Genomic DNA, 14,581 nt, shown 5'->3' on the forward strand with positions numbered 1-14,581 from the left:
TTGCGGATATAAGACCTTATAAAAAGCAAAAATTATGTTTATCAGATTAACAGCCTTGGCGATGGTACTTCTTGCCAATACCTGTAACCAGAAAGCTGTGAAGGAAGAAATAGGCAGCCTCCAGGGTAAAAGATGGAGCCTGACTACATTGAATGGTGCTCCACAGGAGAAATCTCCTATCTGGTTAGAGTTTGATACGACTGCCCGCCGCTTTAACGGCAATGCCGGATGTAATAAAGTGTCAGGTCAGTATGATGTAGATGGTGGTCAGGTTACCTTCGGTAAAGTGATCAGCACACGAATGGCATGTATAGACCAGGCAGCCAATGAACGGGAAACAGCCTTCCTGAAAATGCTCACCGACAGAACGTATAATGTGAAGTTCGAGGATCAGCAATTGCAGTTCCGTGATAGTGGGAGAGTAGCCATGTCATTCACAGGATTTAAGAAAGCAGCACAGTAGTTCACCTGCTATGCTGTATAAATAAAAGTGCAGCGCACACATTGACAGATAGTGTCTTTGTGTACGCTGCATTATGTTGTTATCTGCCAGCCAGCATCATGATCTGATTGTCTATTAAGACAGTATCAGATATTTCATTACCTACCTTCACAGTAACGGCCATCCGGGCCGTTTTCCTGGCAGGAATACGTACGACTAACTCATTGTCAGATGCACTGATGATCTGTGCTTCCACATTATCAACGATCACCTTATTATCGGCGCAAACATGACTGAATCCTTTACCTTGTATGGTCAGTAAAATTTCAGTGGTTTCTGCAGGAAGTGTATCCTGTAAACGGAACGCTGTTTCGTTTACAGACGGGGTTACCTGACAACTGTATAGACAACACATTACCATGGCTATAATAGCCAGACTCATTTTCTTAAAAAACATAAAACTGATTCTTTTTTGGGGTTCAGGGTTAAAACAGCGGTTGTAGTGTATGGAGCTAACAGCTACTGTTGATATTCACTTAAATCGGACGCAAAGGTAAGGAGCTTTTTGTTATGAGCAATGCGTATTAATACCTGAAAATCACAATTGAGTATTAATACTTGATAGCGGCAATTATACAGCAGTCAACAGCCCGGTCATTCGTTTGAATACATCAACGACCGGCTTTTTCATCTATTACAGCGTTATCTGTAACGTACCTGATAGGTTGATTCAATAAGCACTATATGGTTATCCGGAATAAGAAAGAAGCGGATGCATCAAATTCGCTTTTGATACATCCGCTTCCGGGAAGTGATATTGACTGATACAATTTTAATACTTGTTCCTCGCTTCGCCGTCGCTAGTTCTCCGCTAGTTCGTCCCTTGTTCGTCGCTTCTTCCAATGACGTTTGAGACGTTTGAAAATTCAAGGCCTTACAAATCAGTCATTTGAGAATTTAGATCAATGATAGCGGCATTATTACTAATATCAAAATAGTATTAGTAGCATGCTGGCGCAGGGAATTATTTGATCAGTTTCAGCTCACTGATAATGTTGCTGGCACCACCCAGTTTGTCAATACACCACAGTACATAACGTACATCCACACAGATGGTACGGTTATACATTGCGTCAAACTGGATCTTGTGGCTCAGTGCTTCATAGTTACCGTCAAAGGCGAGGCCGATCAGTTCACCATTCGCATTCAGTACCGGAGAACCGGAGTTACCACCAGTGATGTCATTGGTCGTGATGAAGCAGGTCACGATGTCATTTTTTCTAAGGTCTTTATATTGACCGAAATCTTTCTTGTTGTACAGGTCTACATAATTTTCAGGCAGATCAAATTCATAGTCGCCTGGTTTATATTTTTCCAGCACACCCTTCATGGTACATACATAGTCATAAGCCACCGCATCACGTGGAGCGTAGGGTTTTACCTGGCCATAGGTAAGACGCATAGAGAAGTTAGCATCAGGGTACCATTTTTTAGCAGGTTCCATTTCCATCCGGCCTTTCATGTAGGCACGTCCGAGGTCGTTGTTTTTAGTAACGAACTGGTTGTACAGGGGCAGGTATTTGCTGGAGAAGTTTTTAACGAAAGCACTGGAGTAAGCGAAAGCAGGATCTGTTTGCAGGGTAACTGCATCCGGATTTGCGATGAATGCTTTCCAGCGGGCATCGTTCATGATCATCGAACCCGACATGATAGCCGCCGCCCAGAGGCGATAGGTGTTATTGTCATCAAGGCTGCCAAATTTCGCTTTTATCGCGTCGTAAAATCCGATGGGGTGCTGGGCAGCAGGAACGTCTGTGTAGAACATGTGACAGGTTGCTGCCAGTATCTTCTGATCGCTGGTTTTATCTTCTTCACTCAGGAAAGCAGTACGTGCTTTATCAGCCGCCTGAATGCTCTGTTTGATGGCATCAGCAGAACCGCCTGACTGTACCATTGCTTTCTCTACTGCCTGCAGGCTGGCTGCAAATGCAGCCAGGGGAGAGCCCATGATACCTTCATTGATATAGATGCGGTGTTTTGCATATGGTTCCCATGCTTTGTAGTTAGCAGCATAATCCTGGAAAATGCTGGCATATTCAGGTTTGCCCTGTGCCCATTTCACAAAAGCGGCTTCCTCTTTCTGTTTGTCTTCAACTACGTGGTATTTCACCAGCTGTTTTGCTTCGCCGTCAAAGAATTTCCAGTAATTAGCGATGCCAGCGTAAGAAGACGCCAGTTTCAGCTTAATAGCCGGATCTTTCTTCATCTGCTCGAACATGTAGGAGAGGCGTACTGCACGCAGGCCAACGATGGACGGGTTTTCCACATCTATTTTCAGCTTCACGCCTTCGGAGCTTTCGTAACGGTTGGTACCGCCCGGATAGCCAAAGATCATGGCGTAGTCATTCTCTTTGATGCCTTTGATAGATACAGGCAGGAAATGTTTTGGTTTCAGGGGTACGTTATCAGCAGCGTATTCAGCGGGCTTGCCGTCTTTATCAGCATATACGCGGAATACGGAGAAGTCGCCGGTGTGACGTGGCCATTCCCAGTTGTCAGTATCGCCACCGAATTTACCGATGCTTTCCGGAGGCGTACCTACGAGGCGTACGTCTTTGTAACGCTCATAAACGAACAGGAGGTATTGATTACCCTTGAAGATGGGTAATACTTTTGCTTCGTAGTTGGTACCGCTGATAGCCTGGCTCACAATTTCAGCGATCACTTTCTGCTGCTGTACCATTCTTTCCTGGCCGCTCAGTTCTTTCAGACCGTCGAGTACCTGTTTGGATACGTCGTCCACTCTTACGAGAAACTGAACGGATAGGTTTTTTGAGGGAATTTCCTGGCTCTTGTCTTTCGCGTAGAAGCCATTTTTGAGGTAGTTGTGCTCAACGGAGCTGGCTGTGGCGATGGCGTCATAACCACAGTGGTGGTTAGTGAAGATCAGGCCCTGATTGCTCACTATCTCTCCGGTGCATCCGCCACCGAAAATGACAATGGCATCTTTAACAGATGCTTTGTTAATACTGTACAGCTGTTCTTTCGTCAGCTTGAGACCTTTTTTCACCATGTCATTGTACACTTGCTGTCCCAATAAATAGGGCAGCCACATTCCTTCATCTGCTTTGGCGAACTGAGCCACCAGCAGGAAGAGAAGGATCAGCAGATTCTTCTTCATAATTGATATCGTTTTTTAAAAAGCAGGCTCAAACCTAGGTAATTTTTCAATATGCGCCATGTTGTCTGTGGTAAACGGTTGTAGCGGTCCCAATAATTCTGGAATGGCATTTGCAAAATGAGCAGGTTATCGGGTATTGAATAGAAAAGCTCACATTAAAACCTACTTATGAAAAAAGTCATATTTCTATTGACTGTAGCGGCTTTCATGGCTTGCCAGGAAACAACAAAACAGGAAGAAAAAAAGGAGGAAATGAAGGAAGGTGTGGAGAAAATTGGACAGGATGTCAGAGAAACTGCTGCTGATACTAAGGAATACGTGGCGGCACAGCGGGAGGAGCTGCAAAAAGACCTGGAAGAGCGTAAACGGGAAATTGATCTAAAAATGGAGGAGCTGAAAAAGGATGGCTCCGAAAAGAGTAAAAAAGCACGTGCAAAGCTGGCTAATCTGAGGGAGCAGATCGACGTGAAGTTATCCGACCTGAAAAGTAGCAGTGGCGAAGCCTGGGATAGTACCCGGGAGGATATTGATACATTGCTGAAAAGAACGGACAAGGAGTGGGATGAGTTCAAATCGGACTTTAAAGAATTATTCCGATAGGGATAAGAAATGAAATTCCCTACCTTTACCACAATAATCATACTAAAAAGCCTTGTTACGTTCGTATCACCAAAAAGATATTGCTTTTGAAGCCGGCTGCGATGAAGCCGGAAGGGGTTGTCTTGCCGGACCAGTGTTTGCGGCGGCAGTTATCCTGCCACCCAAATTTAAAAATAAGCTGCTGAATGATTCGAAGCAGCTAAAGGCGTCCGACCGGGATAAACTGCGTCTGGTAGTGGAAAAGGAAGCAATAGCCTATGCGGTAGCCAGTGTGGATAACGTGGAAATAGACAGGATCAACATCCTGAAGGCCTCTTTCCGGGCCATGCACCTGGCGTTGGAACAACTAAAGCAACAGCCTGGTTATATATTGGTCGATGGTAACCGTTTTGTACAATATGGCAACGTACCACATGCCTGTATTATAAAAGGTGATGGTATTTACGCTTCGATAGCAGCAGCGTCCATTCTGGCCAAGACTTACAGAGACGAGTACATGCACAAACTGCATGAAGAATATCCGCATTTTGGCTGGCTGGAAAACAAGGGGTATCCTACCTTACAGCACCGGGATGCGATCCGTTTACACGGTGATACGCCTTATCACCGGAAATCATTTAGATTGTTGCCTGTCCAGCCTGAGCTGGATTTCGGCGCTCCTGTAGCGGAGTATACAGTTGTGAAGGTGGTGTCCCCGGAGGAACCACAAGGTTAGTTAAAAACTATTGTTTATTAATTTTGCCCTTGGATAGGATCAGACTATGTTAAAGCAGACACAACAGCAGAAACTTTTACAAAAATTGTCGCCGCAGCAGATTCAGCTAATGAAACTGCTTCAGGTGCCTACAGCTGTTCTTGAAGAGAGAATCAAGGAAGAGCTGGAGGAAAACCCTGCCCTGGAATATGGGGAAGACGCGCATGAGGACGAATTTAAAGACCCGCAGGACGAATATAGCAGTAGTGAAGATGGGGAGAGTGATGAGTTTGAGCCTGACGGGAGTGAAAATGAATACGATAATATTGACATTTCCGAATATGTAAGTGAAGGAGATGATGACATCGCTGATTATAAACTCAGGGATGACAACTATCCGGACCAGGATGAGAATAAAACGATACCGGTCAGGGTGGAGACCTCTTTTCACGAGCACCTGTTGGAACAACTGGGCATGCTGGAACTGGATGAACGGCAGAACGCTATTGCCGAGCAGATCATTGGCAGCATTGATGATGATGGTTATCTGCGTCGTGAAGTAAGTGCGATCGTTGATGACCTGTCCTTTTCCCAGAATGTATCGACAGATGAAGAAGAAATTAAAGACCTGATCCGTAAGATCCAGGATTTCGATCCGCCAGGCATCTGTGCAACTGATCTGAAGGAGTGCCTGTTGCTGCAGCTGAAACGTAAGCCACAGGACGATGAGGGGGTAATAGGCGCATATCAGATCCTGGAGAATTACTTCGATGAGTTTACCAAGAAGCACTACGAGAAGATCCAGAAAGGGCTGAATATGAACGATGAAACGCTGAAGGAAGCTATCAGCCAGATCATCAGACTGACGCCGAAACCGGGAGGTAACTATGCGACGCTGAATAAGGCGGAAAGTTATGTCGTACCTGACTTCTTTATTCTGAACAATAACGGCAAACTGGAGCTGACGCTGAACTCAAAGAACGCACCTGACCTGCGTATTTCTGAAGGGTACAGGGACATGCTGAAAGAGTATGACCGTGGCGACAAGAAAGATAAACGCCAGAAAGAGGCTGTGTTGTTCATCAAACAAAAGATCGATGCTGCTAAATGGTTCATTGATGCCATCAAGCAAAGGCAACATACCCTTTTGTCTACTATGGAATCTATCATGGGCTACCAGCGTGAGTTCTTCCTGACAGGAGATGAAACCACGATGCGTCCGATGATCCTGAAAGATATAGCCGACATTACCCAGCTGGATATTTCAACGGTAAGCCGTGTGGCGAACAGTAAATATGTGCAGACGGAGTTCGGTACCTTCAAGCTGAAATTCTTTTTCAGCGAATCATTGTCAACTGACAGCGGTGAGGAAGTATCCACCCGTGAGGTGAAGAAGATTCTTTCCGACCTGATAGAAGGCGAAAACAAGCGTAAACCACTGAGCGACGAAAATCTTACCAAAATGCTGCAGGACAAAGGGTATAATATCGCCCGCAGAACTGTTGCCAAGTACCGTGAGCAGTTAAATATTCCGGTAGCGAGGTTGAGAAAGGAGCTTTAATGAATAGGGCGTCCGTGCCGCCTTAAACCAGACGGAAATCTGTGAATGGAACAAGTAATTATACCCACAACTGATCATTCCCGGCAGGATAAGCCGGAGTTTTCACCTGCATTGCGCACAGCTGCGGAGGTCGTATCGTATATATCGCATCCGCTGTTTCTGCCTACCCTGGTAACGATGTTCATTGTGAATGCGATACCGGAGTACTTTGTATATTTTAAAGAGGATAGTATCCGGTTTGCGTTTGACAAGCTGTATTTCAGAGTGGGCTTTACCACGCTTTTCCTGCCCATCTTTGTGGTCATGTTATGTAAAGCACTGGGTTTTGTAACGTCTTTTCAATTGCGGTCACAAAAGGACCGTATCATTCCTTATATAGCCTGCACTATTTTTTATTTCTGGGCTTATTTCGCCTTTAAGCGTGAGGGCCATGCACCTCCTTTCTTCAATGCATTCTTCCTGGGTGTTTTTATTGCTATTGTGATGGGTATGGTGGCAAATACCTATGCCAAGATCAGTATGCATATGATAGGCTGGGGTGGTGTGCTTGGTTTGCTGCTGATGCTGATGATCGGAATGAACATGAATATCAGTCTGGTACTGATGGTCACATTCCTGCTGACGGGTATCGTGGCTACCGCCCGCCTGGTACTGGGCGCGCATACGCCTGCAGAGATCTATACCGGTCTGGGCATGGGGCTGCTGGCCCAGCTGATAGGCTACGCAATAGCAGGATAATAATTTCTTTCTAAAAGTTTTTCGCTACGCACATTCAGTGCGTAAAGACGTATCATCTTTGTAGTGTTATTTGAACATTGACATTGATATAGCGTCTGTTGTGCGTTAGCCCTTAAACTTGTATTTAATAAGCACAATAAATAAATGTGAGAAGCTGATCTGTTTACTATGATCTTTAGCATTAAAGGCCAAAATGCTAAAAAATTTAGGATAATAGAAAATTAGGTCATAACTTAGCACACACCGTTAAATTTGTAAAAAACACTAACTAATATGTCTACAGCCAATACTGACAAACTCAAGGCGCTTCGCCTTACGATGGACAAGATCGAGAAAGATTTCGGAAAGGGATCTGTGATGATGATGGGCGAGAAAGGCACAGAACCAATGGAAGTTATATCAACTGGTTCCCTGGGTCTGGATATAGCACTAGGTATCGGTGGTTTCCCTAAAGGAAGAATTATAGAAATATATGGTCCGGAGTCTTCTGGTAAGACAACGGTAGCTATTCATACAATTGCAGAGGCCCAGAAAAAGGGTGGTATCTGCGCAATTATAGATGCGGAACACGCATTCGACAGCAGCTATGCTCAGAGACTGGGTGTAGATGTAGATTCGCTGCTGATCTCTCAGCCAGATCATGGTGAGCAGGCACTGGAAATTGCCGATCGTCTGATCCTTTCCGGTGCGGTAGATGTGGTTGTAATTGACTCCGTTGCGGCCCTGGTACCAAAAGGTGAACTGGAAGGTGAAATGGGTGAGAGCAAAATGGGTTTACAGGCACGTCTGATGTCACAGGCGCTGCGTAAACTGACCGCCACTATTTCAAAAACAAACTGCTGCTGCATATTCATTAACCAGCTGCGTGAAAAAATAGGAGTGATGTTTGGTAATCCGGAGACTACAACCGGTGGTAACGCGCTCAAATTCTACGCTTCCGTGCGTTTGGATATTCGTCGTATGACACAGTTGAAAGATGGTGATGAAGCCGTTGGTAACCGCGTTAAAGTAAAAGTAGTAAAGAACAAAGTTGCACCTCCCTTCCGCCAGGCTGAATTTGATATCATCTTCGGACAAGGTATTTCCAAAGTCGGAGAGATTATCGATATGGGTGTTGAATACGGCATAGTTCAAAAAAGCGGCAGCTGGTTCAGTTATGAATCTAACAAGCTGGGCCAGGGCCGTGATGCCGTGAAACAATTACTGCTGGATAATCCGGAAGTAGCTATTGAGATCGAAGGTAAGATCAAAGCAAAATTAGCTGAGCAGCAAGCTGCAGCACAATAATAAAAATTAGCTGAGTAGTAGCAGCGACTTTTGTAGCACCAATGTATAGTGCCTTTATAAGTCTGTATAATAGGTTTAATGCTGGTGCTTGTTTAAGCCGCTGCTTTCTACACAGCCAGTATCTATAAAGTCTGATGGTGACCGTTTGACAATGCGTTGCCGGTAATGAAGAGATAGATAAAGTCAAACAAGCAACGATCAGCAGGCAGCTGGAGTAAAATGTCTATGCAAATGTGAGGAGGGAGATATGGCAGGTATTCACCGCACGAATTGAATGTGTGAATATAGAGGTATAGATAGCCGCCGCCTTCATCTTAAGTTGTTTTAGTTTTAGATATAAGCATTGGGTTAGTTAGTATTAACGTACATCCCTGCCTTTTCCAGGCGGGGATTATTTTTTTATGGTCTTTTTATTTCCTGTCTTTCCAGGCCCACAGATATCTGCTCGCATAGGTCCTGTACGGTGCCCATTTATGTGATATCTTCAGTAGTTTTTCTTTAAGTGCTTTCTTGTCGGTAGGGTCCAGCTTGTATAATTTGATCATCGCCTGCTGTAACCCCAGATCATCTACTGCGAATACATCCTCCCGGCATAAATAAAACATCAACAACATTTCTACTGTCCAGCGGCCTACTCCCTTGATCTGGGTCAGGTAAGTGATGACCTCCTCATCTTCCATTTTTTTAAGCCGCTGATCTGTGAGTTTTTCTTCCACAGTAAACCGCGCCACATTGTGTACATAACCCACTTTCGCATTTGATAATCCGATACCACGTAATGTCGCTGCCGGCGTGTCGAGGATCTGTTGCGCAGTAGGCTCTTTACCATCATATAAAGCAAGGAAACGTGTATAGATGACCGTGGCAACTTTTACGCTTAACTGCTGACTCATAATAGAGCCGATCAGCCGTAAGGCAATATTTTTCCTGATGGTCAGCGCTGGTAGTGGCTCAGTAATAATGCCCGCCAGCTTTTTATCCTTGTTGAGATGTACTAAGTGAGCTTCGGGTGACTGTCTCATAAAAAAAGGATTAAAAGGAAAATGCTCCTGATAAAGCAATGTATCAAATTTTGCTTCATCAGGAGCATTCTCCTTTCAGTTCTTTCGGGAATATTAGTACTCGAAAGGTTGTCTGTATATAACTTCCAGGAGTGTTTGACCAACTACCTGTAATGTGCGTTTGTCTATTACGGCCATGTTATCATTGGATGTATGCCAGTGAGGAACAAAGTTACCGTTCTGTTGCAGTGCGATGAGATCAAATGTAGGGATCTTGGCGATTGTATTCACATATACGTGATCATCAGTGATGGCAGCACCGATATTCTCATAACGGAAGTAATCAGAATAACCGAGACGATTGGCTACATCCCAGAACATTTTCATCGGTCCGTAAGCATATTGTTGTGAACCACCCTCCATAAAGAACTGTGAAGCACGTCCACCTACCATGTCCAGCAGAATGCCATAGTTAGCTTTATAGCCACTTACGTGTGGGTTTCTCGCCCAATACTGTGTACCGAGTGCATAGCTGTTCTCATCTTCGCTAACGCCGGAATCTTCTACGTCAGTCAGCAGAATGTCAATACCGGCAGTAGGTTTCTGTGCATGCAGCTGGCGTGCTACTTCAAGCAATACAGCTACGCCGCTGGCGCCGTCATCTGCACCATCCAGCTGTTTAGTCCTGTCAAATGCATCCTGATCGGCATGCGGACGGGTATCCCAGTGAGCCAGCAGCAATATACGCTGGGTGGCCTGTGGATTAAAGCTGGCGATGATATTGATACAAGGCAGCTGCGCATTTTTAGGAGCCGTTACGGTGGTACGTTGTACGTATAACGTGTCAGCAAGTGGCTTTAACTTGGAGATCAGCCAGGTGGCACATTTTTCCTGTGCCGGCGTCTTTGGGATACGGGGACCGAAGCTTACTTGTTTCGCCGTATAGTCATACGCGCTATCTGTTTGGAACACAGGTACATTCACCTGCTGTAATGTTACCTGTGGCGTATTACTCTCCTCTGGCTGGTTGGTTTTTGTAGGTTGCTGACACGCGCTCATACATAATGCGACGCCTGTAGCAAAACTTAATACTTTGTACATATTCACAAATGGCTGTTTGATCATTATGGCTTTACTGTATAGAGTAGGTCATACTACCATCTTTCTCATCTTTCAACTGAATACCTACCGCTAACAGTTGCTGGCGGATCTTGTCAGAAGCAGCATAGTCTTTACGGGCCTTGGCTTCCTTGCGCATTTCCATCAGCAGCTGAATAACGCCATCCAGTTTACTGTTGTCAGTATTCAATGTTTCTGGCTGCAGACCGAGAATGTCGATCAGGAAGATCTGCCAGGTTTTTTGCAGCAGTGCAAAGGTATCCTCGCTGAGCTCATGTATCTTTATCTGTCCACCTTTAATAGAATTAATGATAGGTGCCAGTTCGAACAGGTTCGCCAGTACTTTTGCAGTATTGAAATCATCACCAATGAACTCATGACATTCCTGGCACCATTGACGTACCTGTTTGTCCAGTTCTTCGTTGATAGCTTCACCCTTGGTGGCATAGGCCAGCTTCTGCAATACTTCAAAAGCTCCCCATAAACGGTGTAAGCCTTTTTCAGCCGCCTGTAAAGCCTCATTGGAGAAGTCAAGTGTACTGCGGTAATGTGTTTGTAAGACGAAGAAACGGATAGTCATCGGGCTGTAGCCTCTTTCCAGCAGGTGATGATTGCCGCTGAAAAGTTCTGTCAGTTTGATGGTATTGTTATAGGCCTTACCCATTTTCCGGCCATTGATGGTGATCATGTTATTGTGCATCCAGTAGCGCGCCATCATTTCACCATGTGCGATCTCACTTTGAGCGATCTCACATTCGTGATGCGGGAACTGAAGGTCCATACCACCACCATGGATATCGAATTGTTTACCCAGGTATTTGCTGCTCATAGCTGAACACTCGATGTGCCATCCAGGGAAACCTTCTCCCCATGGACTCGGCCAGCGCATGATATGCTCAGGAGGTGCGTTTTTCCAGAGGGCAAAATCCACATTGTTGATCTTCTCATCCTGTCCTTCCAGTTCACGGTTGGAGGTTTCGAGCATATCTTCCAGCACGCGGCCGCTCAGAATGCCGTATTCATGCGATTCTGCATATTTCTTTACATCGAAGTATACAGAACCGTTCTTTTCATAGGCATATCCTTTTTCCATGATCGTTTTGATCATTTCGATCTGCTCAATGATATGACCAGTAGCAGTAGGCTCAATACTTGGCTCCAGACAGTTGAACAGTTTGAAAGCCCAGTGAAAGAGGTTTGTATATTTCTGTACCAGTTCCATTGGCTCCAGCTTTTCCAGCTGGGCGCGTTTGGCAATTTTATCTTCAGCTTCACGGCCTTCTTCTTCGAAGTGACCTGCGTCTGTGATGTTCCTTACATAGCGGACCTTGTACCCCAGATACTGAAAGTACCTGTATACAACGTCAAACGTGATATAAGGGCGGGCGTGGCCCAGGTGCGACTCCCCTGAAACGGTAGGGCCGCATACATACATACCAACATGTCCGGGATAGAGAGATGTGAATACTTCCTTTTGCCGATGTAGCGAATTGTATATTTTAAGCTCAGACATATCAGATAATTTCAGCGTGTGTAAGCTACACTTAGTTTTGTTAGGATTGCAAAGATAGTTATTGTTTCGTGAGTGGCCTTACCGCACAGCACTTAGATTAGCTATTACAGGGTAGTGGTCGGACAGGCCAGAGTTGATCTTGCGGAATGAATTGACTTTGAACGTCTTATCAGGGAAAATGTAGTCTATCCGTAAGGTCGGCGCCAGTCCGGCAAAGGTCCTTCCGATACCGCTGCCTTTCCTGAGAAAAGCATCCTGAAGCGGGCCCCGGATGGTGAAGTAGGTATAGGAGGCCGGTGTGTCGTTAAAGTCGCCACATACGATCACCGGGTAAGGACATGTCCTGATAAATGCCGCCACAATATCAGCCTGTTTACTGCGGTCCACATAGGCGTCGCGCATTTTCTGCACAATATTGCGTGTAGCCACCAGCCCCGTATCTTCCTGTTTTTTGATCTTCTCGATAGAACGATAGTCCCTTTCATTGAACCGGTAAGATGCCAGGTGCATATTGATGATCCGGAAAGTATCCTTATTCTTCACAATATCAGCATAGATCAGGCTCTCACTGCGGGGGCCGTAAGACATTTTCAGCTTGTCGGACTTAATGATCGGATAGCGGGAATAGATAATAGAACCCCAGTGCTGCATACCGTCACGGTTAAAATCACTGGAGAAGAAGCGGTATGGTAGTTTCATTTCCCGGGAAATATCTTCCCGGTTATTGAAGTCGTTTTTCTTTTCCGAGGTATAAAAGTCCTGCAGGCACAGAATATCCAGCTCCTGTTTTTTGATCAGGGCAAACATGGCTTCCCTGTTGTATTTGCTGTCTTTTTCGCGGTATAGGCCGAACTGAGCGACGTTGTAGCTCATGATGGTCAGACTGCCTTTCGGATTAGCAAACTGTTTTACTGAAGTAGGGTAGTTGAAGGCAATGAAAGCAGAAATAGATTTCCAGCCAATGACGATAGGCATCATAGGCAGCAGGCAGTACTTATAATCAAACAGCAGCCAGCAAATGAAGAATAGCACTAATGCCAGCAGCAGTAATGGGAACAGCAATGTGATAAAACTAATAGGCCACCATTGCTCCGGTGAAACGTAGGGAGCCAGGCAAGCCACCAGGAACAGCAGCACCACAATAGTGTTCACCGTTAAAAAGAAACCTTTTGTGAATAACCTCAGAAATCTCAACGCCGATCGCTTTTAGGTTAAAGATAGGAGAAATGATGAATTGATGCATGATTATAATGCTAAGCTAGCCATGATCGGAAAATGTTGAAAACCCTTTCTGTGGAATGTACTGTAACGATCGATCCTTATGGACGGCTGCACCAGTAGATAATCTATGCGCAGCGTAGGCGCAAGGAACGATAAAGTCCGTCCGATGCCGAACCCCCTGTGTAGAAATGCGTCCTGCATGTTAGCGCTGACTGTATTGTATGTATAGGAAACAGGTGTGTCATTAAAATCGCCGCACGCAATCATCCTGTACGGGCTTGCCGCAATCAGTGATGCCATTTTCCTTGACTGGGCGGCTCTTTTGTGGATGGTATGTTTCATCCTGGAAGCCAGGTTGCGAATGGTACTGAAAGAGCCCTTCCTGCCTTCCAGCAGTTCGTAGTCTTTTCCCCTGAACATGTAGGATTGCAGTTGTACGGTCAGGACGCGTACGGTGTCATTCTTTATTAGCAGATCTGCCTGGAGAAAACTGCTACCACTGCCAGCGGTGCTATATCCACACGGGATAGTGCTGGCTCTCACAATGGGGAAACGGGAAAACAGCACGATGCCATAGTGCCAATAGTCCCAGTGGCTCATGTCGTTGGTAAAATAGTGATAAGGATAACGCAGGGTGCGGGAGATGGAATCTATGTGATTGGTGAACCCGGGCTGGAGGTTGGTGTAAAATTCCTGCATGCATAGTATGTCGGGAGATGCCTCCCGTAACATATCGTAGATGGAGCTTTGGAGCAGGCGGTCTTCCCGGTACTCGTCGAGTCCCATATTACTGGTATTGAACGTCATGAGGGTGAAATGTCCGTCCGGTCGCATGCTCGTATTGTAAGTGTCCGGTAAATTCACCGCAACACTTGTACGCAGGGCATTCATAGATAATACAATGCCGGCCAGGGATATCCAGTAGTAACGTTTCCGCAGGATCAGCCAGGGTATGATGAACAGGAAATTAAACCCCCAGCAGATGAGGAATGCCAGTCCGGCAAAGCCGCTGAGCCAGTATTGTTGCGGATTGAGATAAGGCAACCAGGCTGACAGTACCAGGCTGATCGTGATCAGCAGATTACATAGTAATAGGAATCGGGGTAAGAGTTTGGATACAAACAGCACGACATAGGGGTTTTGTTAAAAGTAGTCATAAAAAGGGGAAACAAAAAGCCCTCTGGTGTTACAACTGTACCGGAGGGCTTTCATATCTGTGAGTGC

The 14,581-nt window shown here is 45.5% G+C and carries 13 protein-coding genes; 6 read left to right on the forward strand and 7 right to left on the reverse strand.

Annotated features, from left to right (window positions below):
* Nucleotides 1–34: 34 nt before the first annotated feature.
* Nucleotides 35–463, forward strand: coding sequence for an META domain-containing protein (locus GWR21_RS19820; RefSeq protein WP_162333426.1), 429 nt, complete (start codon nucleotides 35–37; stop codon nucleotides 461–463).
* Between the two features lie 79 nt (nucleotides 464–542).
* Here GWR21_RS19820 and GWR21_RS19825 read toward each other — a convergent pair whose 3' ends face one another.
* Both GWR21_RS19825 and GWR21_RS19830 read right to left on the reverse strand, forming a co-directional pair.
* The gene (locus tag GWR21_RS19825) at nucleotides 543–899 is read right to left on the reverse strand and encodes an IPT/TIG domain-containing protein (protein WP_162333427.1); all 357 of its coding nucleotides are present in this window, start codon (nucleotides 897–899) and stop codon (nucleotides 543–545) included.
* A gap of 567 nt (nucleotides 900–1,466) precedes the next feature.
* Nucleotides 1,467–3,623 (reverse strand): S46 family peptidase, encoded by a 2,157-nt coding sequence (locus tag GWR21_RS19830; RefSeq protein ID WP_162333428.1) that lies wholly within the window; start codon nucleotides 3,621–3,623, stop codon nucleotides 1,467–1,469.
* A gap of 168 nt (nucleotides 3,624–3,791) precedes the next feature.
* On the opposite strand from GWR21_RS19830, the gene GWR21_RS19835 reads away from it, so the two are divergent.
* The 5 genes from GWR21_RS19835 to recA all read left to right on the forward strand — a co-directional run bounded on the left by GWR21_RS19835 (nucleotide 3,792) and on the right by recA (nucleotide 8,503).
* Nucleotides 3,792–4,223, forward strand: a complete 432-nt coding sequence (locus GWR21_RS19835) for a hypothetical protein (protein WP_162333429.1) — start codon at nucleotides 3,792–3,794, stop codon at nucleotides 4,221–4,223.
* Nucleotides 4,224–4,275: 52 nt separating this feature from the next.
* A complete protein-coding gene (locus GWR21_RS19840) occupies nucleotides 4,276–4,938 on the forward strand; it encodes a ribonuclease HII (RefSeq protein ID WP_162333430.1) in 663 nt (220 codons plus the stop codon).
* 46 nt (nucleotides 4,939–4,984) lie between these two features.
* Complete coding sequence (rpoN, locus tag GWR21_RS19845) at nucleotides 4,985–6,478, forward strand: RNA polymerase factor sigma-54 (protein ID WP_162333431.1); 1,494 nt, start codon at nucleotides 4,985–4,987, stop codon at nucleotides 6,476–6,478.
* Between the two features lie 45 nt (nucleotides 6,479–6,523).
* On the forward strand, nucleotides 6,524–7,216 hold the full coding sequence (locus GWR21_RS19850; protein ID WP_162333432.1) for a hypothetical protein: 693 nt from the start codon (nucleotides 6,524–6,526) through the stop codon (nucleotides 7,214–7,216).
* A 273-nt stretch (nucleotides 7,217–7,489) separates the two neighbouring features.
* Complete coding sequence (recA, locus tag GWR21_RS19855) at nucleotides 7,490–8,503, forward strand: recombinase RecA (RefSeq protein WP_162333433.1); 1,014 nt, start codon at nucleotides 7,490–7,492, stop codon at nucleotides 8,501–8,503.
* A 410-nt stretch (nucleotides 8,504–8,913) separates the two neighbouring features.
* On the opposite strand, the gene GWR21_RS19860 is transcribed toward recA, so the two are convergent.
* The 5 genes from GWR21_RS19860 to GWR21_RS19880 all read right to left on the reverse strand — a co-directional run bounded on the left by GWR21_RS19860 (nucleotide 8,914) and on the right by GWR21_RS19880 (nucleotide 14,485).
* Complete coding sequence (locus GWR21_RS19860) at nucleotides 8,914–9,525, reverse strand: DNA-3-methyladenine glycosylase family protein (protein ID WP_162333434.1); 612 nt, start codon at nucleotides 9,523–9,525, stop codon at nucleotides 8,914–8,916.
* Nucleotides 9,526–9,618: 93 nt separating this feature from the next.
* Entirely contained in the window at nucleotides 9,619–10,605 is a 987-nt protein-coding gene (locus tag GWR21_RS19865) for a M28 family peptidase (protein WP_162333435.1), read from the reverse strand.
* Nucleotides 10,606–10,636: 31 nt separating this feature from the next.
* A complete protein-coding gene (gene cysS / locus GWR21_RS19870; RefSeq protein ID WP_162333436.1) occupies nucleotides 10,637–12,136 on the reverse strand; it encodes a cysteine--tRNA ligase in 1,500 nt (499 codons plus the stop codon).
* A 78-nt stretch (nucleotides 12,137–12,214) separates the two neighbouring features.
* A complete protein-coding gene (locus tag GWR21_RS19875; protein ID WP_162333437.1) occupies nucleotides 12,215–13,330 on the reverse strand; it encodes an endonuclease/exonuclease/phosphatase family protein in 1,116 nt (371 codons plus the stop codon).
* Between the two features lie 51 nt (nucleotides 13,331–13,381).
* Entirely contained in the window at nucleotides 13,382–14,485 is a 1,104-nt protein-coding gene (locus tag GWR21_RS19880) for an endonuclease/exonuclease/phosphatase family protein (RefSeq protein WP_162333438.1), read from the reverse strand.
* Nucleotides 14,486–14,581: the final 96 nt, after the last annotated feature.

Source organism: Chitinophaga agri, assembly GCF_010093065.1.
In the GTDB taxonomy this organism is placed as follows: Bacteria; Bacteroidota; Bacteroidia; order Chitinophagales; family Chitinophagaceae; genus Chitinophaga; species Chitinophaga agri.

Excerpts from the sequence above, each read along its gene's own strand:
- GWR21_RS19860 (WP_162333434.1), bottom strand. The coding sequence starts at position 9,525 with ATGAGACAGTCACCCGAAGCTCACTTAGTACATCTCAACAAGGATAAA.
- GWR21_RS19820 (WP_162333426.1), top strand. The coding sequence starts at position 35 with ATGTTTATCAGATTAACAGCCTTGGCGATGGTACTTCTTGCCAATACC.
- GWR21_RS19850 (WP_162333432.1), top strand. The coding sequence starts at position 6,524 with ATGGAACAAGTAATTATACCCACAACTGATCATTCCCGGCAGGATAAG.
- rpoN (WP_162333431.1), top strand. The coding sequence starts at position 4,985 with ATGTTAAAGCAGACACAACAGCAGAAACTTTTACAAAAATTGTCGCCG.
- GWR21_RS19865 (WP_162333435.1), bottom strand. The coding sequence starts at position 10,605 with ATGTACAAAGTATTAAGTTTTGCTACAGGCGTCGCATTATGTATGAGC.
- recA (WP_162333433.1), top strand. The coding sequence starts at position 7,490 with ATGTCTACAGCCAATACTGACAAACTCAAGGCGCTTCGCCTTACGATG.
- cysS (WP_162333436.1), bottom strand. The coding sequence starts at position 12,136 with ATGTCTGAGCTTAAAATATACAATTCGCTACATCGGCAAAAGGAAGTA.
- GWR21_RS19835 (WP_162333429.1), top strand. The coding sequence starts at position 3,792 with ATGAAAAAAGTCATATTTCTATTGACTGTAGCGGCTTTCATGGCTTGC.
- GWR21_RS19830 (WP_162333428.1), bottom strand. The coding sequence starts at position 3,623 with ATGAAGAAGAATCTGCTGATCCTTCTCTTCCTGCTGGTGGCTCAGTTC.
- GWR21_RS19825 (WP_162333427.1), bottom strand. The coding sequence starts at position 899 with ATGTTTTTTAAGAAAATGAGTCTGGCTATTATAGCCATGGTAATGTGT.